At 42.9% G+C, this 24,565-nt stretch carries 24 protein-coding genes; 9 read left to right on the top strand and 15 right to left on the bottom strand.

The window, feature by feature from the left end:
* The gene (locus ACM0P2_RS05155; protein ID WP_159119417.1) at positions 1 to 768 is read left to right on the top strand and encodes a cephalosporin hydroxylase family protein; all 768 of its coding nucleotides are present in this window, start codon (positions 1 to 3) and stop codon (positions 766 to 768) included.
* Between the two features lie 134 nt (positions 769 to 902).
* Here ACM0P2_RS05155 and ACM0P2_RS05160 read toward each other — a convergent pair whose 3' ends face one another.
* The 6 genes from ACM0P2_RS05160 to ACM0P2_RS05185 are packed head-to-tail and all read right to left on the bottom strand — an operon-like array spanning position 903 to position 6,385.
* A complete protein-coding gene (locus ACM0P2_RS05160) occupies positions 903 to 1,667 on the bottom strand; it encodes an NTP transferase domain-containing protein (protein WP_159119418.1) in 765 nt (254 codons plus the stop codon).
* Entirely contained in the window at positions 1,664 to 2,263 is a 600-nt protein-coding gene (locus ACM0P2_RS05165) for a gamma-glutamyl-gamma-aminobutyrate hydrolase family protein (RefSeq protein WP_159119419.1), read from the bottom strand. The genes ACM0P2_RS05160 and ACM0P2_RS05165 overlap by 4 nt, the downstream gene beginning before the upstream one ends.
* Positions 2,260 to 4,617: a PEP-utilizing enzyme gene (locus tag ACM0P2_RS05170; protein WP_159119420.1), complete on the bottom strand. Its 2,358-nt coding sequence runs from the start codon at positions 4,615 to 4,617 to the stop codon at positions 2,260 to 2,262. The genes ACM0P2_RS05165 and ACM0P2_RS05170 overlap by 4 nt, the downstream gene beginning before the upstream one ends.
* Positions 4,614 to 5,153, bottom strand: coding sequence for an adenylyl-sulfate kinase (locus ACM0P2_RS05175; RefSeq protein ID WP_159119421.1), 540 nt, complete (start codon positions 5,151 to 5,153; stop codon positions 4,614 to 4,616). The genes ACM0P2_RS05170 and ACM0P2_RS05175 overlap by 4 nt, the downstream gene beginning before the upstream one ends.
* A complete protein-coding gene (locus ACM0P2_RS05180; protein ID WP_159119422.1) occupies positions 5,146 to 5,913 on the bottom strand; it encodes a hypothetical protein in 768 nt (255 codons plus the stop codon). The genes ACM0P2_RS05175 and ACM0P2_RS05180 overlap by 8 nt, the downstream gene beginning before the upstream one ends.
* The gene (locus ACM0P2_RS05185; protein ID WP_159119423.1) at positions 5,903 to 6,385 is read right to left on the bottom strand and encodes a hypothetical protein; all 483 of its coding nucleotides are present in this window, start codon (positions 6,383 to 6,385) and stop codon (positions 5,903 to 5,905) included. The genes ACM0P2_RS05180 and ACM0P2_RS05185 overlap by 11 nt, the downstream gene beginning before the upstream one ends.
* A gap of 304 nt (positions 6,386 to 6,689) precedes the next feature.
* Here ACM0P2_RS05185 and ACM0P2_RS05190 point away from each other — a divergent pair, with 304 nt between their 5' ends.
* On the top strand, positions 6,690 to 7,775 hold the full coding sequence (locus tag ACM0P2_RS05190) for a glycosyltransferase family 8 protein (RefSeq protein WP_173359444.1): 1,086 nt from the start codon (positions 6,690 to 6,692) through the stop codon (positions 7,773 to 7,775).
* Between the two features lie 8 nt (positions 7,776 to 7,783).
* The gene (locus ACM0P2_RS05195) at positions 7,784 to 8,728 is read left to right on the top strand and encodes a class I SAM-dependent methyltransferase (RefSeq protein ID WP_159119425.1); all 945 of its coding nucleotides are present in this window, start codon (positions 7,784 to 7,786) and stop codon (positions 8,726 to 8,728) included.
* A gap of 68 nt (positions 8,729 to 8,796) precedes the next feature.
* On the opposite strand, the gene pseC is transcribed toward ACM0P2_RS05195, so the two are convergent.
* From pseC to ACM0P2_RS05240, 9 genes are all read right to left on the bottom strand, one after another.
* Positions 8,797 to 9,957 (bottom strand): UDP-4-amino-4,6-dideoxy-N-acetyl-beta-L-altrosamine transaminase, encoded by a 1,161-nt coding sequence (gene pseC, locus ACM0P2_RS05200; RefSeq protein ID WP_419227390.1) that lies wholly within the window; start codon positions 9,955 to 9,957, stop codon positions 8,797 to 8,799.
* On the bottom strand, positions 9,957 to 10,955 hold the full coding sequence (gene pseB, locus ACM0P2_RS05205) for a UDP-N-acetylglucosamine 4,6-dehydratase (inverting) (protein ID WP_159119427.1): 999 nt from the start codon (positions 10,953 to 10,955) through the stop codon (positions 9,957 to 9,959). Before pseB ends, pseC begins: the two co-directional genes overlap by 1 nt.
* A 210-nt stretch (positions 10,956 to 11,165) precedes the next feature.
* Positions 11,166 to 11,822 carry an HAD family hydrolase gene (locus ACM0P2_RS05210; protein WP_159119428.1) on the bottom strand — a complete coding sequence of 219 codons (657 nt, stop codon included), beginning with the start codon at positions 11,820 to 11,822 and terminating at the stop codon, positions 11,166 to 11,168.
* Positions 11,819 to 12,769: an ATP-grasp domain-containing protein gene (locus ACM0P2_RS05215; RefSeq protein WP_159119429.1), complete on the bottom strand. Its 951-nt coding sequence runs from the start codon at positions 12,767 to 12,769 to the stop codon at positions 11,819 to 11,821. The genes ACM0P2_RS05210 and ACM0P2_RS05215 overlap by 4 nt, the downstream gene beginning before the upstream one ends.
* A gap of 27 nt (positions 12,770 to 12,796) precedes the next feature.
* Positions 12,797 to 13,705 (bottom strand): LicD family protein, encoded by a 909-nt coding sequence (locus ACM0P2_RS05220; RefSeq protein ID WP_159119430.1) that lies wholly within the window; start codon positions 13,703 to 13,705, stop codon positions 12,797 to 12,799.
* Between the two features lies 1 nt (position 13,706).
* The gene (gene pseI / locus ACM0P2_RS05225) at positions 13,707 to 14,756 is read right to left on the bottom strand and encodes a pseudaminic acid synthase (RefSeq protein ID WP_159119431.1); all 1,050 of its coding nucleotides are present in this window, start codon (positions 14,754 to 14,756) and stop codon (positions 13,707 to 13,709) included.
* A gap of 2 nt (positions 14,757 to 14,758) precedes the next feature.
* Positions 14,759 to 15,787, bottom strand: coding sequence for a UDP-2,4-diacetamido-2,4,6-trideoxy-beta-L-altropyranose hydrolase (pseG, locus tag ACM0P2_RS05230; RefSeq protein ID WP_236547141.1), 1,029 nt, complete (start codon positions 15,785 to 15,787; stop codon positions 14,759 to 14,761).
* Between the two features lie 50 nt (positions 15,788 to 15,837).
* Positions 15,838 to 16,542 carry a pseudaminic acid cytidylyltransferase gene (pseF, locus tag ACM0P2_RS05235; protein ID WP_105930210.1) on the bottom strand — a complete coding sequence of 235 codons (705 nt, stop codon included), beginning with the start codon at positions 16,540 to 16,542 and terminating at the stop codon, positions 15,838 to 15,840.
* Between the two features lie 46 nt (positions 16,543 to 16,588).
* The gene (locus ACM0P2_RS05240; protein ID WP_105930209.1) at positions 16,589 to 17,044 is read right to left on the bottom strand and encodes an adenylyltransferase/cytidyltransferase family protein; all 456 of its coding nucleotides are present in this window, start codon (positions 17,042 to 17,044) and stop codon (positions 16,589 to 16,591) included.
* A gap of 174 nt (positions 17,045 to 17,218) precedes the next feature.
* On the opposite strand from ACM0P2_RS05240, the gene ACM0P2_RS05245 reads away from it, so the two are divergent.
* The 6 genes from ACM0P2_RS05245 to fliF all read left to right on the top strand — a co-directional run bounded on the left by ACM0P2_RS05245 (position 17,219) and on the right by fliF (position 24,561).
* Positions 17,219 to 18,013 carry a flagellin gene (locus ACM0P2_RS05245; RefSeq protein ID WP_105930208.1) on the top strand — a complete coding sequence of 265 codons (795 nt, stop codon included), beginning with the start codon at positions 17,219 to 17,221 and terminating at the stop codon, positions 18,011 to 18,013.
* A gap of 163 nt (positions 18,014 to 18,176) precedes the next feature.
* A complete protein-coding gene (locus tag ACM0P2_RS05250; protein ID WP_159119432.1) occupies positions 18,177 to 19,640 on the top strand; it encodes a sigma-54 dependent transcriptional regulator in 1,464 nt (487 codons plus the stop codon).
* Positions 19,641 to 19,774: 134 nt separating this feature from the next.
* Positions 19,775 to 20,917 carry a sensor histidine kinase gene (locus tag ACM0P2_RS05255; RefSeq protein ID WP_159119433.1) on the top strand — a complete coding sequence of 381 codons (1,143 nt, stop codon included), beginning with the start codon at positions 19,775 to 19,777 and terminating at the stop codon, positions 20,915 to 20,917.
* Between the two features lie 16 nt (positions 20,918 to 20,933).
* Complete coding sequence (locus tag ACM0P2_RS05260; RefSeq protein WP_159119434.1) at positions 20,934 to 22,271, top strand: sigma-54-dependent transcriptional regulator; 1,338 nt, start codon at positions 20,934 to 20,936, stop codon at positions 22,269 to 22,271.
* A gap of 244 nt (positions 22,272 to 22,515) precedes the next feature.
* Positions 22,516 to 22,854 carry a flagellar hook-basal body complex protein FliE gene (gene fliE / locus ACM0P2_RS05265; RefSeq protein WP_159119435.1) on the top strand — a complete coding sequence of 113 codons (339 nt, stop codon included), beginning with the start codon at positions 22,516 to 22,518 and terminating at the stop codon, positions 22,852 to 22,854.
* A 12-nt stretch (positions 22,855 to 22,866) separates the two neighbouring features.
* Positions 22,867 to 24,561 carry a flagellar basal-body MS-ring/collar protein FliF gene (gene fliF, locus ACM0P2_RS05270; protein ID WP_159119436.1) on the top strand — a complete coding sequence of 565 codons (1,695 nt, stop codon included), beginning with the start codon at positions 22,867 to 22,869 and terminating at the stop codon, positions 24,559 to 24,561.
* Positions 24,562 to 24,565: the final 4 nt, after the last annotated feature.

Raw genomic sequence — 24,565 nt, forward strand, 5'->3', positions numbered from 1 at the left:
ATGAAAATCACGATCGATACAGAAGAAAAGACACTAAGTACACAAGATGGTGATGCAACCAAAACGTTGCCGCTTTATTCGAAAGAAGCATTTGAGACGCTCTCGAAATATTGGGTAAAAGTAGGGTGGAACCAAAAGTATGTCTATACCTTTAGTTGGTTTGGTCGTCCTGTAATTCAACTTCCAGAAGACATGATACGAATGCAGGAAGTTATTTATCAGCTTCAGCCTGATGTAATTGTAGAAACAGGTGTAGCACACGGTGGTTCGTTAGTGTTTTACGCAAGTTTAATGCAGGCTTTAGATAAAGGACGTGTAATTGGGATAGATATTGAAATTCGTCCTCATAACAGGGCGGCAATAGAAGCCCATTCTCTATTTCATCGAATAGAGCTTGTTGAAGGTAGCTCTACCGACGAAAAGGTAGTGGCAGACATTAAGAGCATGGTTAAAGAGGATGAGACTGTACTGGTCATACTTGATTCTAACCATACCTATCAACACGTACTCAGCGAGCTTGAAGCCTATGCTGAACTTGTTTCTGTTGGTTCTTACATTGTTGCTACAGATGGCATAATGCAGGATTTAAGTGACGTGCCAAGAGGAGGAGCAAACTGGGATACAGATAATCCAACTCGCGCAGCGGCGGATTTCGTGAAAAGAGATGACCGCTTTGAAATCGTTCAGCCTGAATGGCCGTTTAATGAAAGTGAGCTTGCTGATAATATAACGCACTGGCCAGGAGCGTGGATCAAACGTGTTAAGTAATGTCAATGCCTAAAAACGGCAGTTCACTCCCTTATTATTGTGCGAGATTAAGGGAGTGCAATAAGACGGCTTTGTCTTTAATCAGTCTTACATCGTCAGAGCAACATCTTCGTTATGTTTAGGCACGCCAGCAGTCAATCGCCAGGCTTGATGCTATCTAAGAACGCTTTTATTTTTTTTGATGACTCGTAGCAGGCTTTATCTTCAACACTATCTACTTCCAACCAACCACCGCTATGAAGAGATGCAGTAACATCATGACCATTATCTATTAGCGATTGAATAAAATCAGTCATATATAAATTTTGAGACTTTGATGCTGGCATTTGGTCAAATGCAGTAAGCCACTCATTTTGAAATGCTGCAGATACCTTTAACAAACCTATATATTGAGCCTGCGCATCTTCATCAGTTGTAATGCTTTGACCTAAAGAAACAATTTTATGACTATCTTTCTCCATGACGAAGGATTCAGCATCACTGAAAGGGTCTTCCATCCTAAGCTTCCATAAGGAAAGCCAATCTAAGTCTGCCGAAACAACCAGTGAGCCTTGTGTATCTAAAATACGATTAAGGGTATCTTGGTTATATACAATGTCGCCGTAACAAACTAATAGATCTTCTTTGCCGTCAAAGAGTACACGTGCTCGCATTAATGAATAAACCATATTGCTGTTTGCGTACTGTTCGTTGTAAAAGCAAGGTAATTGATATTGCTCGAATGCATCGGGAAGATAACCTGTCACTAAGCTAATATTATTGATGCCCCGCTTTCTTAATGAAGAAAGTTGATAATCAAGCAAAGGAGTGCCGTTTACAGGAACCAGTGCTTTTGGAAGTGCGTTTGTGTAGGGGCGAAGGCGACTGCCGAGCCCAGCTACCAGAATGACTGCTTTCATTGGCTAAAAAACTCTTTTATAAATTTGATGTCATGCTCACAGAATTCTTCTTCTCTTTCTGGGTGCCACATAATGCCGACGACAGGGGCGTTCGGGTGTGATATCGCTTTGATCACCCCATCTTGAGATTGCGCGTCTATTCTTAATAAAGTGTTGTTATTACGTGTACCTAGCTCGTGATAACTATTCACAGTGCGTAAAATACCTTTGTGCTTAATTTGCTGCTTTTGAGCAATATGTCCGGTTATTGGCGTTAGTGCTTGTCCGTATTTATCTTGAATAACTTGCATACCACGACACACACCTAACACAGGTTTTTGCGCTGTAATGAATATGTCTAAAAGACGTTTTTCAGTAGCATCTCTCAGCGGTGCGTCTCCTCCATACGTTACCAAGGAGTTGCCGCCAGTGAGAAGAAGTCCAGACGGTGATATTGTCTTATATAGTGCTTCTGCTGCTTGCACATTATTGGGAATCAGAATTGGAAGTAGTCCGCAGTGCATGAGTAACAATACCCACTTCTGATCTAAGCTGTCTCGCGTTTCATTTCGATCTTGTAGAATATCTACACGCTGAGTAACAAAAATGGTGTTCATGAAATGATATGAACCTTTTGACATTGGCAGTCAATTTTTAGCATTTCTGCATTTTTCCATTTCTTAAACCACCACTCTCCTGCACCTATAACCGCAGGTACATTGAGTTCTTGTGCTCGAATAGCCATATGTGAATTTAGTCCGCCAAACTGTGTAACTAACCCTGCTATTTCATAAGAAAACAACCAGTCGAATCCGGGGTCAGCAGCCTCAATAAAAACAATTTTTCCTGCTACCGAATTTGGATCAATATTGGTACAAACCGGAGCCGTGATGCAGCCAGAAGTAACGAAGTTGGGTTCTTCGGCAAGCACTTGATAAAACTGGGCATCAGAAGGGCGTCGAATCAGTGCCGGCAATTTTATCTTCTGGCACATCTCATAATACTCCTTGCCGAGAGTAATTGTGCTAGCTAATGTTGCCGTAGCGCTGTGACTCGTTGACTGTAATCGCAAAATTTCTTTGATGTCCGCGAATGCTAAGTCGTCACGGCTAAAGCCCACCTGACTGCCTAGCTGCTCAATAAGTACCAGTGTTTGACTTAAACTTCGAGAGAAAACAAATTTTCCGTATTCACGCGCTTCAATAGCGTTTTTTATAAAGTTGAACAATGTAACGGCGTCGCAAGAGAGGTTGCTACGTGATAGCGCCTCATTAATGTTATTTAGCTGTTCTAATGACAATGCGAACTTATTTAATTTGTCACTGAAACCTTTGGTTGTCGAAAAATAACTGCCAGGCTCTTCGTCATAACGTTTAGAGGTAATGTCATATGTTCCAGGTCGTAAATGCCCGTATTTTTTAATGAGTAAGTCACGCTGCATTGTTTTGCTATCATCGAGCAATGCAGAACTAACGGTTTTTACGCTGTGTAAGAAGCTATCGTAATCGCATTGGGTTATTAATTTGCTTTCGCACATTGACTTTAGGAGCTGAATGGCAATAAAACCGGCTCTTGCAAGTCCCGCAAATGGAAGTGTGCCATAGTTTTTGCAGTCTTCTATTAGCCAATATATTTTGTCTATTTTATTCAAGTCAGACTGAATTATTTGATCCTGCCTTTTTTCAAGTTCATCTATTTTCTCTATATCTTGATGAAAAACACTGTTTTTATCGGTAATCACATTATCGGTAAGTACAATTAGTGCGTGTTGTATTTCATTACATTCAGACTGACTAAATCCGCACTGCTTAAGTTCATCAAGCTGGCCTTTTAGTCCGAAATTGAAACAGGATAAAACAATGCTGAACTCGACTTTGTCGTGGAGGTGCGGTGACGCTTTTAGTGTATTAAGGTAATGATTAACGAGCTTTTCAGCCAATGGTTCTGCCAAGGTGTTAGGGATAAAAGAGTTAAAACTAGCTCTAATATCAACGAAAGGCGTACCGCCTAACACTAAAAGAAGAGGATGGTTATACACGTTTCTGTAACCATAGTTAAACCGCTGTTGCGCCCATACGCGGTCTGTAACTAATTCCTTATAGAGAGAAAGAGCGAGTGGTTTGGGTTTTACGCCAATAATTTCTGCAGGGTTCCAATCTGGCATAACGCCAAATAGCGTTTGCTCGCCACAAAGGTACGGGTGGCGGGTAGACATACGTTTAAGCTTTTTCTCAATACAGGAAAGCTCTAGCTCGTATTGTTTTGTATTACTTTTTGATTCTTGGCTTTCTTGTTTTAGCGCTAACAAAAGAGGCCGTACCTGTAATAGAAAAACCTTATTCTTCTTGATGGCAAATTCGATATCCAGAGGGCATGTACCAAACAGCGTGTGTAGTTCTTCAAATAGTGCTATCACTTGAACTAGCCATTTTTCCTCAGGTTTTGCATCGTGCCTTATGAACCAATTCTGTATCGTTGAATCTGCGCCTGATGTAACCGATTGTGTATCACCGGTAGTATCAGCACTAATAACATAGTAGTTTCCATTACTATTCGGTTCTCTATTAAAGGCAACACCAACAAAGTCAGGTGTATCAAGCATTGGCTGAATAAATACTTGATCGTCATTTTGTGCATCGCCATAAGATGCGAACACTTTGCTTATTGCGTGACTTAAAGCTTCAGTTGTGTTTTTAACATGTAGTAACGAAGTGTATTTACCAGCTTGACTACTACAGTCGGTGTCTTCATTCAAACAACTAGAACGAACAATTAGTTCTGCGCCTAATTGCTTAGCTGCATGAATATGTTTATCACCACCGCGTTTCCACTCTGCAAACGTAAAAAAATTAAGTGGGAGTACTGATGCGCTTTTTAGCCTGCCATACAAACTATTTAGCACTTCTGCCTTAGAGGAAGCTAACGAAAGCTCGCTACGTGAAAGCGTAACTATATTGTCAGAGTAACTCATAAACATTGCTCGCTGAATGCATCAAATATGTGTCTTGCGACACTATCTGCGGTAGTAATATCGCCTTCATTAACGATAGTGAGGTCAGGAGACGTAGGAAGCTCAACGTTCAGATCCAATCCTGGCATTTTTGCGTTTTTTCCTTGATTGTGTGACGCATAAAGTTTTTTTGGATCGCGCTTACGCCTTACATCTTGGCTCGTTTTTAAATACACTTCGAAATATCCGGCATTATGCAGCCTATTCCATTGCCTTACTTCTTCGAACATACTAATAGTTGGTACAATAACCAAGTGGCCTTGAGAAGCGAAAAGCGATGCAAGACGAGCATAAATATAAGAACCACGCAGCCTGCTAGCTTCGTCAAATTGCCAATGTGGATCTTGAATAGCAGCCCTAACTTGATCGCCATCAAGGACCACAGGAGTGAGGTTTCGCGCTTTGAATAATGTAATAAGTTTTTCTGCTAACGTCGACTTGCCTGCGCCAGAAAGACCTGTCAGCCAAATTACTTGGCCTTTTGCTGTATTACTCATTTATGAATAATCCTTTTGGGCTGAGAGGGTCGAAACGGTTGGTTACTTTGTTTATTGTCATCATTCTTAAAAGTGGGTGCATGACATAACAAGCTCGAGGGCTAGGCGTTTTGCTTTTGTGCTTACTGCTGGTTTTTTTAATATCGGATATGTTGGGCCAAGACTGCCAAACACGTTTTAGTGTTTGTGCTCTAATCCACGGGTCGATGACATAATCCATATAAGTTGCGTTGAGGATCTCATTTGGTAGGTTGATATGGAAATGTTGGCAGAAGATAGGCTCGCCGGCGTCAATTTCTTCGGTTAAAAAAAATGCTGTTGCTGCCAAAGTATTGTCGCATAACAGTGAGTAATAGAAGCAAGTGCTTCCCCTAACTTCCGGTAATTGACCTGGGTGTATATGTAAAAAGCGGATGCCAGCTTTAAAAAAATGCGGTTTTACAATACCTCCACCACTAAAAATCCACGTTTTGATCCCTGTTTCTCTTATGAGCGCTAAAACGATATCGTCGTTGATATCACTGGCGTTGATTGAATACAACGGAATGCTTGCATGTTTCGACAATGTCTCTTCATCGTTTTTCATTGAAATGTAAGACTGAGAAATACCTTTTAGTGTCGTTAACGATTTATTCAGGTGTGGGTTACTCAGTTTTAAAATACATGATGGAAATTTATTTAGCTCAGAAAACACGTCCATGTAAGCTAGAGCTCTAGCTCCAGGCATTGAAATAAAACCAATGTCAGTATTACTGCTCATTAGACAGTGCCTCTAGAATATTCAACAAGTCGCCAAGTACTCTTTTCAGTGGCGCCTTATTTCTAATGTGTACAATAGGAAAAGAGAGTAAGTAATCAGTAAGTCTTACTGCGCTATTGAGCGAATTTAAGTCTTGGTTTTTCTCGCATTCACTGTTCAGTACTTCAAGTAAAAAAGTACCAACGACTATAGCTTGGTCAGCAGTAAGGTTTTTCATAAGCGGCTCTCCTTTTACCGCTAAGTCGCTACGAAGTACGAATCGCTTTTCTAGCCTTCGGATAGCTTGTTCACTCAAGACCCACTGCATTTGTTGAGCACTCAAGTATTGTTCCAGTGCGGCTCTGATGGAATAATCATCGCCTTCAATTTTCTGCATCACACTTTTTATTTTAGCTTGATATGCAACCAATGAGTCTTCGATTGAGACCGAAGGTATGTCTTGCTCGTGTCTATTTGAAGTTTGAAGTGTCATATTACTCGTTATTCGCGCATAGTCAGCGCCATTCCAAATGCTCTAAGTCTTGTATCGGCAAAACTATAGTAACCCTTAACGAAATGGTTTCTATAGTTTTATTAGAATGAGCCGATACAACTCTTTTCGATTAGAGTTTATGTGTTTACTATGTGTTTATGAAGCGACAAGTAAGGCTTTATTTACTGTCTATAGCTTTAGTTTGTCTATCAGGAACATAAATTTTTACTCCCCAGTAGTTTGACATGTAGAACACAAATTTGACGTACTCCGTCTTGTTACTGCTAATTTAGAGGTCATACAAATGATAAATGTCGCTTTTTGTATCGATGATAATTTTGCGCCTTATTTAGCGGTGAGCCTTGCCAGCCTTATTAAAAATACCGACTCGTGTGTATCCCTTAATATTGTCGGCAATTTATCTTCGGAGGTAAAACGATGTCTAAGAATGCTAGAAAGTGAAAAGGTAACGATCAATTTTATTGCTTACAAGGCAAACATAACGGAAGGCAAACTTAGTGAACGTTACCAAGGGCGCTTAAATGGCATTACTTTCATTCGTTATGCACTTGCTGAAATATTGCCACAGTTAGATAGGGTCGTTTATCTGGATGCTGATATTCTCTTCACAGGTGACATAAAGACACTTTGGGATGAGTCACTTGACGGCAAAACGGTTGGTGTTGTCGAGGATCATTCCTTAACGTCTCAAAACAGGCCGGAAAAAATAGCGCTTTCCTCAAAAAGTTATTTTAATGCTGGCGTAATGCTTATAGATCTAGCGAAGTGGCGAGAAAATGATACGTTTCAACATCTGACGTCTGTTCATGGTTCAAGAGAGCAATGGGAATACAATGACCAGGATGTTTTAAATAAGGTGCTTGATGAACAGGCTCACTATTTAGACGCAAAGTTTAACGCGCAAACTTACACAATAATGCATTCAGATGTTACTTCGCCCGTGGTGGTACATTTTACTGGTCAAGAAAAACCATGGCATCTTTCTTCAGCACACCCTTACACAGAGCAATATAGGAGATTTTTTGAAGATATACCTTTCGAGAACAATACGTTGTCATTGTTTCTTGATAGTGAAGACCATGCCATCCTCGAAAAACTAAAAGAAACATTTACTACCAGTGGTCAAATTGCCATTTGGGGAGCTGGGGCGCGTGGAAGACGAATTATTAAAGCGCTAGAACAAAAGCTTCCCCACATTGTTATTAAACAAGTTGTTGATACGTACTTAACTGGAAAGTGCTTTTCCTTTTCCATTGTTTCTCCAGAAAATTTGATGACTGAACAGGTCGAAGCAGTAGTTGTTGCAACGCTTCCTCACAAACAAGACATTACGAACTCATTACGCCATAAAGCGTTAACTGTTATATAGGGATTTATATGTTTTATCTTTTTCCATTCGGTGATGTTCCAAAAAGCGAGGGTGTTATAATCTACGGTGCTGGTGATATCGGTCAGTTATTCATACAGCAATTAGAAGTAACGAGGTTCTTTGGCACTATTTACGTTACGGACAAAAAAATAACGTCTGCAAAGCAAGAGGGAGCAATTAAATTTGTTCGAGAAGACGCATTGCTTCGGCTACCAGCGTACCCAATTATTGTAGCGTCTTTAAAATTTGCCGATGAGATAGAGCTTCACTTAAAAAAACTGGGCGTCAACGCAAACAGAGTTGTTAAACTTAATGCTAACCATGTAATGGAAGAGGGGCAATATGAGCCCCATACTTTCGATTGGAACGAGTATTATAAAGATGCAGAAGGGCATAATGAGGTGCAGTTTCAGACCTATCTTGAGCCCTTGATGCAAAAATATAATTTCAATTTATCCCAAGTAATGGATTTTGCTTGCGGTAAAGGCCGAATTGCTGACTTGTTAAGCGGTAACTGTGAGTCACTTATTTGTGTAGACACAAGTCAAGAAGCAATCAGCCATTGTGCCTCAAGGTTTGACGAGAAAGAAAATGTGGAATGCCGCGTAAGTAAGCCTGAAAAAATCCCGGCAGATAGTGGCAGCGTGAGTTTTATTTACAGCTGGGATGCGATGGTGCATTTCGATTACAAGAGCGTTGATTATATATTAAGTGAGTTTTCCCGCATCCTATCTATCGGTGGTTACGCTGTGCTACACCATTCAAACGCTAGAGAACACGAAGATTTCAAAGCAGACAAAAATTGGAGAAAAAATCCTCATTGTCGTAGCGAGTTCAACGCAGAAGACATGCGTCATATTTGTAGAAAAAGTGGCTTTATTGTTGAAGAGCAGCAGATTATGGATTGGGGGATAAAAGCGTTAGATTGTATTTCGGTAATAAGGAAATGCTAGTATGTTTGCTGCCATCAATACGGCCCACACAGTCTGACATGAAACAAGACTGAACACCGGATTTTAAATTAGCGCTTTATCTCTTCAGCAAGTATGTTCACAACAAATTCAACCTGTTCAAATGTTAACTCCGGAAAAAGCGGTAATGTCACCGCTTGCTGATAGTAAGTCTCCGCATTTGGAAAGTCGCCAAGTTTAAAGCCTAAGTTCTTGTAATAGGGCTGCATATGAATAGGAATATAATGCACGTGCGCAAAAATACCTTGTTCACGTAAATTCGTCACAAGGTCGGCATGCTGTTTATCAGTAAGCGAATCTATGCGAACCACATAAAGATGATAGCTGGAATAGCCATCAGCGTTTTGCTTCAACGGTGTTATGGTTTCACATCCGCTAAATAATCTATCGTAGTGTGCTGCTAGTGCGTTTCTTTTTTCCAGAAATACTTCAAGTTTATCCAGCTGGCTTAGTCCTAGCGCGGCCTCTACATCCGTCATACGATAATTAAAGCCTAACGAAATTTGTTGGTAGTACCAAGGTCCATGACTTTCTTCTGTCATCATTTCTGGATTGTTTGTTATGCCATGGCTGCGCAGCATGCGCATTTTCTCTGCCCATTCACTATTATTTGTGAGGGCCATACCGCCTTCCATAGTGGTAATTAACTTCACTGGGTGAAAGCTAAAAACGCAAATGTCAGCATACTGCCCGCTGCCTATGAACGCGCCTTTATATTTAGCACCAATGGCGTGTGATGCATCTTCGATAACATAAAAGCCAAACTGCTTTGCCAATACGTGGAGGCTCTCCATATCGCATGGCTGTCCAGCAAAGTGAACCGGAATAACCACCTTAGGCAGTGTATTGATGTTTTGGGCATGCTCAAGCTTCTGCTTTAACGCTTTCATACACATATTGCCTGTTTGCAGGTCAATATCTACAAAGTCAACCGAAGCACCGCAATACAATGCGCAATTAGAAGATGCTACGAATGAATTAGGTGACGTCCAAACAAGGTCATCCTCGCCAACACCTAACACTAAACAGGCAATATGAAGTGCCGAAGTTGCGCTATTCACGGCAACGCCAAATTCGGCGCCACAGTAATCAGCAAGAGCTGCTTCAAATTTAGGAACTGCAGGGCCTTGTGTTAACCAGTTTGATGTTAAGGTTTCGACAACGGCTTTTACATCTTCTTCATCAAGATGCTGTCGCCCATAAGGAATCACTATTGTGCTTCCTCATTGAACTTCTGTATCTCCTCAATACTCAGGAAATGTTCGTTTGTGTCTGAAACGTACTCGAAACCCGACTCTACAAGCTTTCCCTGTTCGCTAAGTGCATTGCTAGTAAAATTGTTGCTTCGGTGGAAAAACTTGATAGCTGGGGCAATAACAAAGTGGTCATCGAACTCAAAAGTATGCAGCGACATGTCGCCAGGGCACATCATTTCATGAAGTTTTTCACCTGGACGAATGCCTACATATTTTATTGGAATATCCGGTGCCATTGCAGTCGCGAGGTCAGTAATTCGAATAGATGGGATTTTAGGTACGAAAATCTCGCCACCCAACATGCGCTCAAAGTTTTTAAGTACAAAGTCGACGCCCTGCTGAAGAGTAATCCAAAAACGGGTCATGTCTTTGTGCGTAACAGGAATATGATCGCTGTTTTCCGCTATCAACTTATTGAAAAAAGGCACCACAGAGCCACGAGAACCCACTACATTGCCGTAACGCACTACGGAAAATCGAGATGCACCGGCTCCCACAATATTATTGGCTGCAACGAACAATTTATCTGAAGCTAATTTAGTAGCACCGTATAAGTTAACCGGGTTGGCGGCTTTATCTGTAGACAACGCAATAACTTTTTCAACGTTATTATCAATGGCAGCGTTAATTACATTTTCGGCACCATCGATATTCGTACGAATACATTCGGTAGGGTTGTACTCAGCGGCAGGGACTTGTTTCATAGCTGCTGCATGTATAACAAAGTCAACACCTTGCATGGCGCGATTAAGACGTTCTCTGTCACGAACATCGCCAATAAAATATCGCATGCAAGGCGCGTGAAATTTTTGCTGCATTTCGAACTGTTTGAGTTCGTCGCGTGAGTAAATTATTAAGCGCTTTGGTTTGTATCTCGCTAACAGAGTCTCAGTGTACTTATGGCCAAATGAACCCGTTCCACCTGTTATGAGAATCGATTTTCCATCGAACATAGCTTGCCCGCTGTTTTTATGGTTATGAACACAATATATCATGTGTCGGCATTTTTGCCATAAAGCTTTAGAATCTATGCGCTTAGGTGAGGATTATTAGTCCTAAAGGTGTAGTTTTCTTAGTGTTTAGGTAGAACGTGTTGTTTATTGCAGGTAGATTAAGCACTGATTCTTTTTTACTAAATATGTTGAGATGCCGCCTAATACGGCTCAAAGCCCGAGGGCTGGAAGTTCATCTAGGTTTTGTATGGTGAACTGTGCATCGAATCCAGGTTTGGCAGGTGCCTTTTTGTGAACACCAGTTAGCACCCGAACAGTTGGCATTTCAAGTTTATTTAAATTAACGAAGTCTTTCGCTGGATTGTCACCAATGTAAACCATTTCGTGCCACTGACACTGTTCTGCTTGTTTGATTTTTTCAAAACAATAAGTAGAAGGTTTAGCATGTTTCACTCCAAAGCGGTGAGTGACAAATACGCGCTTAAAGTAGTGCGCTATGTTGAGTGCTTCCACTTTCTTACTTTGTACCACTTTATTTCCGTCGGTTACGAGGTAAAGTGGCTTGGGCAAACTTTCTAGCAACGTTATGTGATTGTCGGGCAAAGTCAAAGTGGGTTGGTGTAAGCGATATGCTGAAACACAGGCACGTACATTTCTCTTATTGACTGCTATACCATGGTTAGCTAGATAATCATTGAAAATTCGACCACGACCATTTCGATCAAGTAGAGTAACTAATTCTTGAAAGCCACGTCGCTTATCAACATTCCAGTTTTTTTCCACAAATGAGGCAACGGCTGCAAGACCAGACTCTACATATTGGCGCTCATCATAAAGGGTATCATCTAGGTCGAAGATATAAATCATAGGTAATAGTCGGTAGCAGCTCTGATCTGCGTAATTTTATGGGATGCGAGGTCCACGGGCAACGAATCGATATCTTCACCTATACTCTCGCACAAGCTCCAATAAAGACTATCAACACCTGCTTTGATACCTAAAGTTGAAGCGCCTCCAAATCGCGAATTACACTCAATGATGTGAAGCGCTCCATCAATTATGATGCCCTGTAATACAACGGGGCCAGAAAGTGCTAGTTTAGAAAGTGTTTGTGTCACCTGTGCTGTAAAAGGGCAATTCGGTAAAGTATAAGTAATTTGGGATTCACCGTTAACAACCAAGTCTCGCACACGGCACACGGCCGCTTTAACCAAATGATCCTTCGTTAGCCAAGCGTCTACGCTAATTTCTTGACCTGCTTTGTATAATTGAAAAATAGGGGAGGATAGACCTTTGGCGTGCTGCACTGCGTCGTTTTCGTTTAGATTAAGACCAACCGCTTTACTACCCGCACCAAAACGTTCTTTGACCACGTAACGCGATGGCTGTGTGTCCTGAATAACCGTTTTCACCTCTTCGATGCTTTCAAATGAAGGGATGATAAAAGGAATACCGCATTGGCCGAATCTTAATTTATCTAAACAAAGCTCAATTGCACTTTCATCAGAAATAAGCACTTGAATGTTAGCGCTTTTTAAGTTGTTTTTTCGCCTTGCCCAAAAAAGCAGTTCGCCGTCTCTACTTGGGAGAATATGAGTAATTCTTCGATGCTTGAGCTGGGCAATAATCTCATCTGCGTTTTCTTGTGTTGTGGGTGGCATTTGCCAAAATGCATCGCAAAAGTGTCGTGTGAGTACTTGGCTACTTAAATCTCCCGCCGTGACTATGCCTTTATTATCGATACGCTTAACTGCGCATTGAAGCGCTTTTAATAGTGGAACTTTATTGCTAGCGCTTGAAAGTAATACGTTCACGTTAATTTGACACCTTAGCTATCACGCTCATTCACAAAGCGTACGTTTTTGCACGCTTATACCTGTTCTAGGTGCTGACATCGATGCTCTTCTATTTTCGTATTCCGTAATTTGTGTCGTCTTTTTGGGCGTTTGCCAATGTCCATACATAAATGTGAGAAAGCCTTCTGCATCGAATGGGGCAAGAAAGGTTTCACCTAAAAACTCGATTGGCTCGTAGCTGTCGAAATGTGTAGCGGGGGCAAAAAACAGCCCGCCCGAGGACAAGAGTTCAGATAAACCATTTATCGAGTCTCTGCGCTGTATACTTATATCAAAAGGAACTAATTGGGTGTGTGATAAATTACTAAACTCTAGGTTGATGCAACAGTCTATGTTGTTGACCGTGATAATGACGATATTCCATTTTACGTCATAGTTTGTGTTTAATAATTTATAAAGCTCAGGTAGCGATGCCTGTAACCTTTCGTAATTGTCTTTATCTACAGCTAAATCTATATCGTCATCCCAAGGTATGAGCCCTTTATTTCTCACAGCACCTAATAAAGTTCCAGAATCTAGACACGCTGAAATGTTGTGGGAAACGAAGTATCGATTTAGCGTACGCATTACGGACTGGGCAAAGGCTAACGTTTCATTGTCTTCGAAAGGCAAGGCAGCTTTTACCGACTGCTTACTCGGTACAATGATATTCGACTCATTAATACCCATTTCTTCGGTAAGCTGGGAATAGATTTGATCAACCCACTGACTGGTGATAATTATGCTGTCGACATCGTGAGTATTGATATCTGCGGGTGCAATGATGGGATAACCCATAAAACGAGTTCCGTGTTTCGCACTATCGTTATCCGTGAATGCCACGACTTCTATATCTGGGTGATTAGAAACGTAGTTTTCTCCGGCCTTACTTGCACCGAACAGAATGGCTCTCATCTCACAGTAGCTCCCAACTCATAGGGGTACCTTTTGGTGCGTCGCACTTGATTTGCTTTCCAAGCAAAAGGGGAAGGTATTTGGGAGGCAGTCCAAGTCCTGGACGAACAGAGCGTAAATTCTCCGCATTTAATGTATCGCCGGCTCTCATATCTTCGGCAATGTATAAAGAGCGTCGGTGTACCAACGAGGCCTTTTCTCGCTCGGTGGCGCCATAACTCACCTTTCCAATTGCTACCGCTGCCCGCGCCGTTTCCTCAACAAGCAGCTTAATTTCATGGGGTTCAAGAGAAAATTCTGCGTCAACCTCTCCGCCGTTTCTGTCTAAAACAAAATGCTTTTCAATGACTGTTGCGCCAAGTGCCACCGCAGCGACAGCTACCCCCACCCCCGGTGTATGGTCGGAAAGTCCAACGTGACAGTCGAAAAGTTCGCTCAAATGAGGAATTGTCTTTAAGTTGGCGTCTACCGGGTTTGCTGGGTAATTACTGGTGCACTTAAGTAATATGATGTCATCACACCCATTGGAACGAAGTACTTCAACAGACTCGGCTATTTCTGCCTGGCTAGCCATGCCTGTAGAGACAATAACGGGTTTCCCTGTCTTTGCTACAGCCGCTAGGATAGCGTGGTCAGTATTTTCAAAAGACGCTACTTTGTAACAAGGAGAATTCAATGTTTCTAGGAAGTCGACAGCGGTTAAATCGAAGGGCGTGCTAAATGCCAATAGGCCTTTCTCTTTGGCATAGTCGAATAGCTCCTTATGCCATTCCCAAGGCGTCATCGCCTCTTTGTAGAGGTTATACAAAGAGTTTCCTTTCCAAAGACTATTTGTGTCTTCAATAAAAAATTCGCCTTCATGACAATCCAAAGTGATCGTGTCTGGCGTATAGGTTTGCAATTTTATGGCATGTGCGCCAGCTTCTGCAGCTGCATCAATGAGTCGGTAGGCTTTTTCTAATGATTGTCCATGATTTCCAGACATTTCTGCGATGATAAAGGGAGCGAGACCCGGACCAATTTGAATATCACCGATTGTGATTGGTTTCATGACTACCTCGTAACAATGTTCAATATAGTATCCATTACAAAAGATGGATTTTTGTTTGCGCTCACCAAAGATACCGCGTTGTTTGCCAGTTTACGCATTTCTTGCGGGGAATTTATCGCAAATTCAACGGCCTTGCTAATATCTTCGTTTGTGACCTCGTCACATGCTCCTAGCCACAAACAGCAATGCCGTTCGTGCAAGCACCGCGTCGTTTCAACTTGATTATCAGCCAATGTGATAATTATGCCCGCTACCCCCGATGCCGCGCGCTCCCAGTGCATCGAACCTCCAGCGCCAATCATTGTATTGGCGGCTTTCATAAGCTCAGATATGTGACCGCAAGTGACATGAAGCTTCGCGTTAGGTAGGCGTTCAACTTTTGCTTTAAGTGTACTAACGCCGGAATAAGCCGCTCCGACAACAATATCGGCTGAAAAAGTTAAAGACTTTAATTCAATCAAAACATCAACGACGCGCTCTGTTAAATTCCCAGGGTCGCTGCCGCCAAAGCAGACTAGAATATGATTGTCATTTCTAGGCATTGGTGGTGCGCGGTAAAACTCATTTCTTAAAATAGCGAACTCGGGTCCTAAGAGTTTTTGGCAATGAGGAGGGACAAGCTGATCGTATCGGAATTCAAAGTCCTCAAAGAGATTTTGGTCCAAAATCACGTCACAGTCGTGTTGGCGGTTTGCTAAATCGTCAATGACAACAATATGTTTGCAGCGACTGCGCATCACTTTACTAAACGAAGCTGATAGCTGATAGTGGTCGACTATAAGCATGTCGATAGACTCATCGTTCATGTCATCAAGAAGCGCTATACAGTGAGTTGCATGAGAGGCTTGTTCTACTTCATTTAAGACCGCCGAAGCATTATCTTCCAGTTCGCCTTCATCAAGCGATGGCGTGGTTAATATTGCAATTCCAGCACGCTGAATCTGTTGTTGTAGAGTTAAAGGCAGCGCGCAACACAGGAATGTTATGCTGTGTAAGGGAAGTAATTGTGTGGCCAAGGTTAAGCAACGCATAACGTGGCCGAGTCCTATTTGGGCCGTACCATCGACCCTAAAAACAATCCTCACTCTACGTTTTCGCTCTGTAAAAGCTTGTAAAGCAGTTCAGCTCTAACCCAATCTTCAGGTGTATCAATGTCTTGCACTAAGTGGTCTGGCATTACTACCATTTTCGAGTTTGCGCCAAAAATACGTTTGGTAGTATCAAGCCAGGTTTTGTGATGGCCCCAATACAACTGTCCTGCATCATGAAAGGCTGGTGGTAAATCCTGTGAGCGCTGAGTAATCCCAAAATCGTCAAAAGGTTTTACGCCGCCATTTTCGGTTTGTAATATCGCACGTTGAATTGGAAATGAGAATCTTGCCGCTGTAAAGACGTAGTCTGTATTGTCAGCGTTCATTAGCATTTCATAGCAAGAATTAATTAATGATGTGGTCAGAAGAGGCGATGTTGCATAAACGCAGGCGCAATAATTTATATCCCAGCCTTTTTCTAACAGAGTGCTCAGAGCATGGCGAACTACGGGACTAGTGCCTGTGTAATCATCTGCCAATTCTGCAGGTCTCATGAATGGCACCTCAGCACCATAATCTATTGCTACGTTCGCAATAGATTCATCATCTGTTGAAACCACTACTTTGTCTACATAAGGGCTTGCCAACGCGTTTTCTATTGCATGGGCAACCATAGGTTTACCGCAAAACGGTTTTATATTTTTTTTAGGAATGCGTTTGCTTCCGCCCCTTGCGGGGATTATAGCTACGTTCATTTACTTGTTCCGTTCAAAAAAGGCTAGCTCAAATCTGATAACGAACTCAAAGCCGCTGCATTAACGCATTTAAATGCTCTGTTAGACTTTTCAGTTGGCGAATTTTTTCGTTTTGAATTTCACTGATAACGGTTTTAAGTTCAGTAGTAGAGACATCTTGTGTACGTGGCAGATACACAACTTTAACGATATCTTGCAGATCATCGAACTTTCCAATCCAGTCATCACCCATTGCAAAGATATCAGCGTTTTCTCTTTTTAAATCTTCCCGTTTCTGTTCCCAACAGTTCTCCTCAAATACGTCATCGACATAACGGCAAGAAAGCAATATTTCCTTTCTATCAGCATAAGGAATAACGACGTTTTTACCTTTGATGGTATTAAATTCGTCAGAGGATAACCCAACTACAAGCCTATCACCGAGGCTATGTAATCGCTTTAAAAGTCGTACATGCCCAATATGGAATAAGTCGAAGGTGCCGTAGGTCACCACAGTTGTCATAATATTATTCTCTGAAAATAAATGAATTGTACACGCTAAACTTATCGGCAAGTCAAACAGTTACATGAGCGTATAATTTATACGTCAGAGGTATTAATCATTATACAAATGGTTGACTATATTTTATTCAGTGTTCTGCTAAACTATAGGGGTTATAAAACTTAGGAAAGTATCATGCAAGTTAATAGCTCAACGTCTTCTATTCTCAGTCAAGTGCAAGAGCGACAAGAGTCTTTGATGGAGAAGCTTGCCAGCGGCAAGAAAGTTAATAACGCGCTAGATGATGCTTCAGCCCAGCAAATCATCGATCGTCTCACCTCTGAAGTAGAGGGCAGCCGTCAGGCAATAAACAATGTTTATGACGGCATCTCCCTTGCGCAAGTCGCAGAAGGCGGCCTCGGAAGCATAAATGACGACGTTAACCGTATTCGTGAGCTTACCTTACAGTCGGGCAGTGGAGTGTTAAGCAGTGGCGATCGTCGTGCAATTCAATCTGAAATAACGCAGCTGCAAGAAAATATTTCGCAAACCATTGAGCAGACCAACTTCGCTGGCAAACCGTTATTATCTGAAAACGGTACACTTGATTTTCAATCAGGGGCAAGTGCTGGGCAATCGATAAGCGTGAACACGCGAGATATATCTTCAGAGCTAAGTGATGTGCTCGCGATCGATGTAACGGCGGGAACAAGTATTGAGGATGCACTAGATGCAACTGATGCAGCAATCGAAACACTGGGCAGCGCCCGTGGCGATTTAGGCGCAACGCAAAATCGCTTTGAAAGTGCAGCGCGTTCTCTTACTCAGTCGAACATTAATACTGCAGAAGCGAGAAGCCGAATCCAAGACTTAGATTTTGCTCAAGCAGCATCAGAGCGCGCATCTAACGATGTTTTAGGGCAAGCTGCTCTTACCGTTCAAGCGCAGGCTAATCAGCAAGAAGGACAGGTTTTGTCTTTACTAAGTTAGGTGGTTTTTAACGAAATTCACCATTATTAATCGAAAGAAGCAGGGTAACCTGCTTTTTTTATTGATACATTTCCCAAATCAGCGGTTGCGCTCCGATCTTTTGTCGTTACAATTTAGAAATGCGCTAAACTGTAAATAATAACAAAGCGTCCTCGGGGAATTGATGAAGAACATTTTGCTGGTTAGTGACAACCAGGAACTTATTCAAAACTTAGAAACTATCGTTACGTTCATGGGAGAGTCGTGTCAATCACGAGGCTTTAGTGAATGTGAACGCTATTTGCTAGATAGCGGTGCTGACGCTGTTCTTATTGAACATGTCTCTTCAACCATCGTAAGCAACTTGGTTGAGAAGTTTCCACACATACCTTTTGTTGCACTGGTTGAAAATAACAGTCAAGCGACAGCGGCTCATAATTTAGTTAGCGTTATAGCAACCCCATTAACGTACCCCGTTTTAACTCAGGCTATTCATCGCTGCCAAGAATATTCTAGACGTAAACCCAGCTTGTCTCGCACCGCGGGTACAAAAACGCGATTGTTTAGAAGCCTTATCGGCAAAAGCGAGCAAATTCAAATTGTTCGCCGCTTAGTAGAGCAAGTTGCCCCTACTGATGCCACAGTATTGATCCTAGGTGAATCTGGTACGGGTAAGGAAGTCGTTGCCCGTAACGTACACTTTTTATCAGAGCGTAAAGACGGTCCTTTCATACCTGTTAACTGCGGTGCCATTCCTGGTGAATTGTTAGAAAGTGAATTGTTTGGTCATGAGAAAGGGGCCTTCACAGGCGCGATCAGCGCGCGAAAAGGGCGCTTCGAATTAGCGGAAGGTGGTACGCTATTTCTTGATGAAATTGGCGATATGCCGCTTCAAATGCAGGTGAAATTGCTGCGTGTTCTTCAAGAACGCACGTACGAACGGGTAGGGGGGAACAAGCCTCTGCAGTGCAACGTTCGCATAATCGCGGCGACCCACCGTAATTTGGAAACCATGATCAGTGAAGATAAGTTTCGCGAGGACTTGTACTACCGCCTTAATGTTTTCCCAATTGACAGCCCTGCCTTAAGACAAAGAAAAGACGATATTCCCCTGTTGCTACAAGAGTTGAACAGTCGTATTCAGGGCGATGGCGTTGAGTCCGTGCGTTTTACTGAGCAAGCCATTGCGTCTCTTATGGAGCATGACTGGGCAGGTAACGTTAGAGAGCTATCGAATTTAGTAGAGCGACTAACAATTCTCTATCCCGGACAAATTGTGGACATCGCTGATTTGCCTGAAAAATATCAGTATGGTGATGTGCAAGCTTACGAACCTGACTATCCCGAAGAGATTCTTGAGCGTGAGGCATTTAACGAGTTGTTTGCTGAAGCGGCTGCACAAGAGCCTGAAGAGGATATCAACCAGTCAAATAATCAAAGTTTTAATAGCCTGGTTTCTTCTGAATTACCTGAGGAAGGCGTTAATCTCAAAGAGTATCTTTCTGAGCTTGAAGTGAACCTTATACGGCAAGCCCTAGACAACCAAGAGTGGGTAGTAGCGCGAGCTGCCGACAAACTTGGAATGCGGCGAACAACCCTTGTTGAAAAAATGCGGAAGTACGATATTCAACGCACCGAAGATGCGTAATGTCAGGTAATTGACGTTACGCTTTCCTCTAAAAAACCTCGTATATATTTGAAATATATATCAATTCGCAGTTGGCACGCCTCCTGCTTTCTCTAAGCCATAGTGAACAACGTCTGCAATTTGACGAGGGTTATATGGCTTTTGACAGCACCACACATTCTACTGATTACACAACGTCAGCTTATACACTAGATAGTGTCGAGGCAGCGATGCCACGTGCCGAGGGTTGTAGCTCAAGTTATGATGATATTGATTCATTGCGTTTGCAGGCGAGCAGGTTAGAGCATTTACTTCAAGTAATGCCGGCTGGCGTAATTGTTCTCGATGGCAAAGGCGTGGTTCGACAGGCAAACGAACAGGCGAAGGCCCTTTTGGGTGAGCCGCTAGAAGAGGAAGTGTGGCGTCGTATTATTACACGTTCTTTCAAACCGAGAGCCGACGATGGCCATGAAGTTTCATTGGTCGATGGACGTCGTGTAAAGCTATCCATCACGCCGCTTGAAAATGAACCAGGGCAGCTTATCGTAATTACTGATTTGACGGAAACGCGACAGCTACAAGCGAGAGTCAGTCATATGCAGCGCTTATCTTCTCTTGGAAAAATGGTTGCGTCGCTTGCGCATCAAATACGCACTCCACTTTCTGCTGCCATGCTTTACGCTTCAAATCTAACTCGTAAAGGCTTAGGGGAAGAGGCGCAAACACAATTTGCAAATAAACTGAGCGATCGACTTAAAGAGTTAGAGAGTCAGGTTAACGACATGCTGCTTTTCGCAAAATCGGGGGAAGAGCAGGTGGTCACTAATATTAGTTTGAGCGACCTTTTAGCGTCAGTTGAAGGAAGCGCTCAATCAATGATAACGCAAGCACAGCAATCCCTCCTCTTTTCTGGATTTGATCAAGAAGCAACGTTAACGGGAAATCTCACTGCACTTCAAGGCGCGGTTTTAAATCTTATTCATAATGCCAGTCAGGTCACTGGCAAAGGCGAGCGAATCGTTGTCAATGCAACGATGAATAATGAACGCTTAAATATCGCTATTGTTGATAAGGGACCTGGCGTCCCTGACTCGCTAAAACACAAAATATTTGAGCCGTTTTTTACAACCAAAACACACGGTACGGGTTTGGGCTTGGCGGTCGTAAAATCGGTGGTGAATGCACATAACGGTACACTTAGTGTTTTAGACATGCCTCAGGGCGGTGCCTGCTTTAGTATTTCTTTACCTTTTAAAGTCCATACCCAATCGTCAAATTCGTTGACTCACGTTGCGTAAGTCATAGGAGAAAATCATGTCTAAAACTACTATTTTAATTGTTGAAGATGACGCAGGTTTACGCGAGGCACTCCTGGATACGCTGTTGCTTGGCAACTATAATGTGGTAGAGGCTGACTGTGCAGAGCAGGCGCTTTTAATGTTGTCATCACACGCTGTCGATTTGGTGGTGAGCGATATTCAAATGGGCGATATGAGCGGACTTACGCTTTTGAAAAACATCAAAGCGAAATATCCTAACATGCCTGTGTTGCTAATGACTGCATACGCCACTATCGACGATGCTGTTCAGGCTATGAGAGATGGTGCGACCGATTACCTCTCGAAGCCTTTTGCGCCAGAAGTTCTTCTTAATTTGGTAGGGCGATATGCACCTGCGCAAAAAATAATATCGCGCACGCCGATTGTAGCTGACCCTTCAAGTCTCAAGCTATTAGAGCTTTCCCGTAAGGTGGCAAAGTCAGACGCTACTGTGATGGTAATGGGGCCTAGTGGTTCCGGTAAAGAAGTGTTATCTCGTTATATTCATGATCAGTCGCCGCGAAATGATGCTCCTTTTGTTGCCATTAACTGTGCAGCAATTCCTGAAAACATGCTTGAGGCTACACTGTTTGGCTATGAAAAAGGCGCGTTTACCGGAGCTATTCAAGCGTGCCCTGGTAAGTTTGAGCAAGCCCAAGACGGTACGCTGTTGCTTGATGAAATCACCGAAATGGATTTGGCGCTGCAAGCTAAACTCCTTCGTGTATTACAAGAGCGTGAAGTTGAGCGACTAGGTGGCCGCAAAACCGTAAAACTCAATGTGCGTGTCATTGCCACGAGCAACAGAGACTTAAGAAAGGCGGTGGATGCGGGAGAGTTCAGAGAGGACTTATACTACCGCTTGAATGTATTTCCGATTGAATGGCGACCATTGTGTGAACGTCCAGGCGATATTGTTCCTCTTGCTGAGCATTTAGTCCAGCGTCACGCCAGTTCGCAAGGGTTAGGCACAATACGCTTGAGCGCTGCTGCGCGTAATAAGCTGTCTCAATATGCTTGGCCAGGTAACGTGCGGGAGCTCGAAAACGTTGTACAGCGTGCATTAATCTTGTGTGAAAATAAGGAAATAGACGCCACAGATCTTATGATTGATGAAGATATGTCCGCACCGTTAGAGGCGGTACAAGAACATGTTGAAGACAGCAAACTAGGCTCTGAGCTTCGTTATCAAGAGCATCAAATTATCCTTGATACACTTGTATCGTGTAACGGTAAACGAAAAGACGTGGCTGAAAAGCTAGGTATTAGCCCCCGAACCCTTCGCTATAAGCTTGCTCGAATGCGTGAAGACGGCATTGAAGTACCCGCGTAAGGGCTAGCGGCTCCATCCATCGTTCTTTTAACTATCTTTCCGTCGCCTCTGTTGTGTAGAAGGCGGCGGTTTTTTGTTCCCGCTCCTTGAAACAACGTCATTAATTTGGCTTTTCTCCTTTCTTGCTTTCTATCCTTATGATTTTAATGGGTTTTAAAAGTTGGCAAGGCCCTTGCAAAATCGCTTCTATATAATGCGTTTCGCCATCAATTAGGCGGTTATCAAAGAAACACTAGGAGTAGGTATGGACGTTAAAGCCAATAGTTTGTATCAAGAAATGCAAAACATGATTGGACAAACTCGTCTTCAAGTTAATGAGCCTCAACAGCAGCAGTCGCTTAATGAGATCAATAGCTCTGCAAGTGATTTCTCGACCATGCTTAAAAATGCGGTAGATGGCGTGAACAGTATGCAGCTAGAGTCCAAAGACGTACAACAACGCTTTGAAATGGGGGACCCTAGCCTTAGCTTAGCGCAGGTAATGCTAACGAAAGAAAAGTCAGGCATTGCCTTTGAAGCGACCGTTCAAGTACGAAATAAAGTACTTGAAGCCTATAAAACAATAATGAACATGCCGGTATAGGTGGAGTAGGTTATGGCTGAAGCAACAGGTACAAACCTAACGGTTCCTGATCAAAATCAAACGGTAGACAACGAGCCGGAAAATAAATCTGGATTTATGGATACGTTGGGCAGTGCTGACATGATGCGTCAAATGGCATTGGTCGTTGTACTCGTTATCTGTGTGGCCATTGCTATTTTTATTCTTATTTGGTCTCAAGAGCCAGATTATCGTCCTCTTGCAAAAATGGAAACCCAGGAGCTTATCGAAACTCTGGATTACATGGACGCAAACCAAATCGAATACAAGCTTGAAGGAAACATTGTTTACGTAAAAAGCGATGAATTTCAAAATATACGTTTGGGTATGACCCGCCAAGGGTTAACAAAAACATCTGATGCTGGTACCGATATCATCATGCAGGATATGGGATTTGGAGTCAGTCAGCGGGTTGAAATGGAGCGTCTGAAGCACGCACGAGAACAACAAATTGCCGCTACTATCGAAGATATCGCCAGTATTCAAAAAGCACGTGTTCTCTTGGCGATGCCAAAAGAAAATGTATTTGCGCGCAGAGAAAAGAAAGCGTCGGCCACGGTTGTTTTAACGGCGAAGCGCGGTGCAGTGATTGCTGGTGAGGAAGTGGACGCTGTTGTTGATATCGTAGCGTCTGCCGTGCAAAACATGGAGCCTTCAAAAGTGACGGTCACCGACAGCAACGGCCGTTTGCTTAACTCTGGTTCACAAGACTCACTGAGTTCTCGTGCAAGAAAAGAATATGAAATTGAGCGCCAGCGCGAGCAAGAGTACTTAGAAAAAATTGACGCCATCTTGATACCCGTTCTTGGTATCGGAAACTATACCGCTCAAGCCGATGTGGCAATGGACTTTACCGCCATTGAACAAACACAGCGTAGTTATAATCCAGACCTTCCCGCGGTTCGAAGTGAAATGATAATGGAAGAGAATAGCGTGGGTGGCGGCGTTGGTGGCATACCAGGCGCGCTATCAAACCAACCTCCACTTGACTCTACTATTCCCGAGAACGCAGGCGGTGGTACTCAGCAAACAATGCCAGGTCGTACCGCAAAAGAGTCAACACGTAATTACGAGCTTGATACCACAATTAGCCATACCAAAAAGCAAACCGGCGTTATTAGAAGACTAAGTGTGTCCGTTGCCGTCGACTATACTCAAGTCGCTGGTGAAGACGGCGCTATGACACCGACGCCGCGCAAACAGGAAGAACTTTTAAATATTCGCAGACTTTTACAAGGTGGTATCGGTTTCGATGTCACACGTGGTGACTCGCTAGAAGTCGTCAGTGTTCCGTTTACTCGCATGGACGCAGGGGAAATTGAGGATGTGCCGCTTTGGGAGCAACCAGGATTTCTGCCAATTCTTAAGCTAGTTGTTGGTGGCTTGGTTATAATAGTGCTTATCATCTTTGTAATTCGTCCAATGCTGCGTCGTCTAATCAACCCTGACGAGTCTAACGAGGCCGATGAGTTTGATGCTGATGAAGGTCTTGATTTAGGTGATGACACCATTAGCATGTTAACGTCAGACTTCGATGAGGGGCAGGTTGGCTTCGCGCCTGACGGCTCGCTGATGTTACCAGACCTCCACAAAGATGAAGATGTACTTAAAGCAGTGCGCGCCCTAGTGGCTAATGAACCTGAATTATCAGCCCAAGTAGTGAAGGGCTGGTTAATGCAAGACGAGTAGTGAG

The organism is Alteromonas sp. OM2203 (genome assembly GCF_048517045.1).
Taxonomy (GTDB): domain Bacteria; phylum Pseudomonadota; class Gammaproteobacteria; order Enterobacterales; family Alteromonadaceae; genus Alteromonas; species Alteromonas gracilis.

Coding starts and splice junctions, on each gene's coding strand:
- ACM0P2_RS05210 (WP_159119428.1), bottom strand. CDS start 11,822: ATGATTTATATCTTCGACCTAGATGATACCCTTTATGATGAGCGCCAA.
- ACM0P2_RS05255 (WP_159119433.1), top strand. CDS start 19,775: ATGGCTTTTGACAGCACCACACATTCTACTGATTACACAACGTCAGCT.
- ACM0P2_RS05155 (WP_159119417.1), top strand. CDS start 1: ATGAAAATCACGATCGATACAGAAGAAAAGACACTAAGTACACAAGAT.
- fliE (WP_159119435.1), top strand. CDS start 22,516: ATGGACGTTAAAGCCAATAGTTTGTATCAAGAAATGCAAAACATGATT.
- pseF (WP_105930210.1), bottom strand. CDS start 16,542: ATGAACGTAGCTATAATCCCCGCAAGGGGCGGAAGCAAACGCATTCCT.
- ACM0P2_RS05245 (WP_105930208.1), top strand. CDS start 17,219: ATGCAAGTTAATAGCTCAACGTCTTCTATTCTCAGTCAAGTGCAAGAG.
- ACM0P2_RS05240 (WP_105930209.1), bottom strand. CDS start 17,044: ATGACAACTGTGGTGACCTACGGCACCTTCGACTTATTCCATATTGGG.
- fliF (WP_159119436.1), top strand. CDS start 22,867: ATGGCTGAAGCAACAGGTACAAACCTAACGGTTCCTGATCAAAATCAA.
- ACM0P2_RS05180 (WP_159119422.1), bottom strand. CDS start 5,913: ATGAGCAGTAATACTGACATTGGTTTTATTTCAATGCCTGGAGCTAGA.
- ACM0P2_RS05260 (WP_159119434.1), top strand. CDS start 20,934: ATGTCTAAAACTACTATTTTAATTGTTGAAGATGACGCAGGTTTACGC.
- ACM0P2_RS05170 (WP_159119420.1), bottom strand. CDS start 4,617: ATGAGTTACTCTGACAATATAGTTACGCTTTCACGTAGCGAGCTTTCG.
- ACM0P2_RS05165 (WP_159119419.1), bottom strand. CDS start 2,263: ATGAACACCATTTTTGTTACTCAGCGTGTAGATATTCTACAAGATCGA.
- ACM0P2_RS05220 (WP_159119430.1), bottom strand. CDS start 13,705: ATGAGAGCCATTCTGTTCGGTGCAAGTAAGGCCGGAGAAAACTACGTT.
- ACM0P2_RS05185 (WP_159119423.1), bottom strand. CDS start 6,385: ATGACACTTCAAACTTCAAATAGACACGAGCAAGACATACCTTCGGTC.
- ACM0P2_RS05250 (WP_159119432.1), top strand. CDS start 18,177: ATGAAGAACATTTTGCTGGTTAGTGACAACCAGGAACTTATTCAAAAC.
- pseI (WP_159119431.1), bottom strand. CDS start 14,756: ATGAAACCAATCACAATCGGTGATATTCAAATTGGTCCGGGTCTCGCT.
- ACM0P2_RS05190 (WP_173359444.1), top strand. CDS start 6,690: ATGATAAATGTCGCTTTTTGTATCGATGATAATTTTGCGCCTTATTTA.
- ACM0P2_RS05195 (WP_159119425.1), top strand. CDS start 7,784: ATGTTTTATCTTTTTCCATTCGGTGATGTTCCAAAAAGCGAGGGTGTT.
- pseB (WP_159119427.1), bottom strand. CDS start 10,955: ATGTTCGATGGAAAATCGATTCTCATAACAGGTGGAACGGGTTCATTT.
- pseG (WP_236547141.1), bottom strand. CDS start 15,787: ATGCGTTGCTTAACCTTGGCCACACAATTACTTCCCTTACACAGCATA.
- ACM0P2_RS05160 (WP_159119418.1), bottom strand. CDS start 1,667: ATGAAAGCAGTCATTCTGGTAGCTGGGCTCGGCAGTCGCCTTCGCCCC.
- ACM0P2_RS05175 (WP_159119421.1), bottom strand. CDS start 5,153: ATGAGTAATACAGCAAAAGGCCAAGTAATTTGGCTGACAGGTCTTTCT.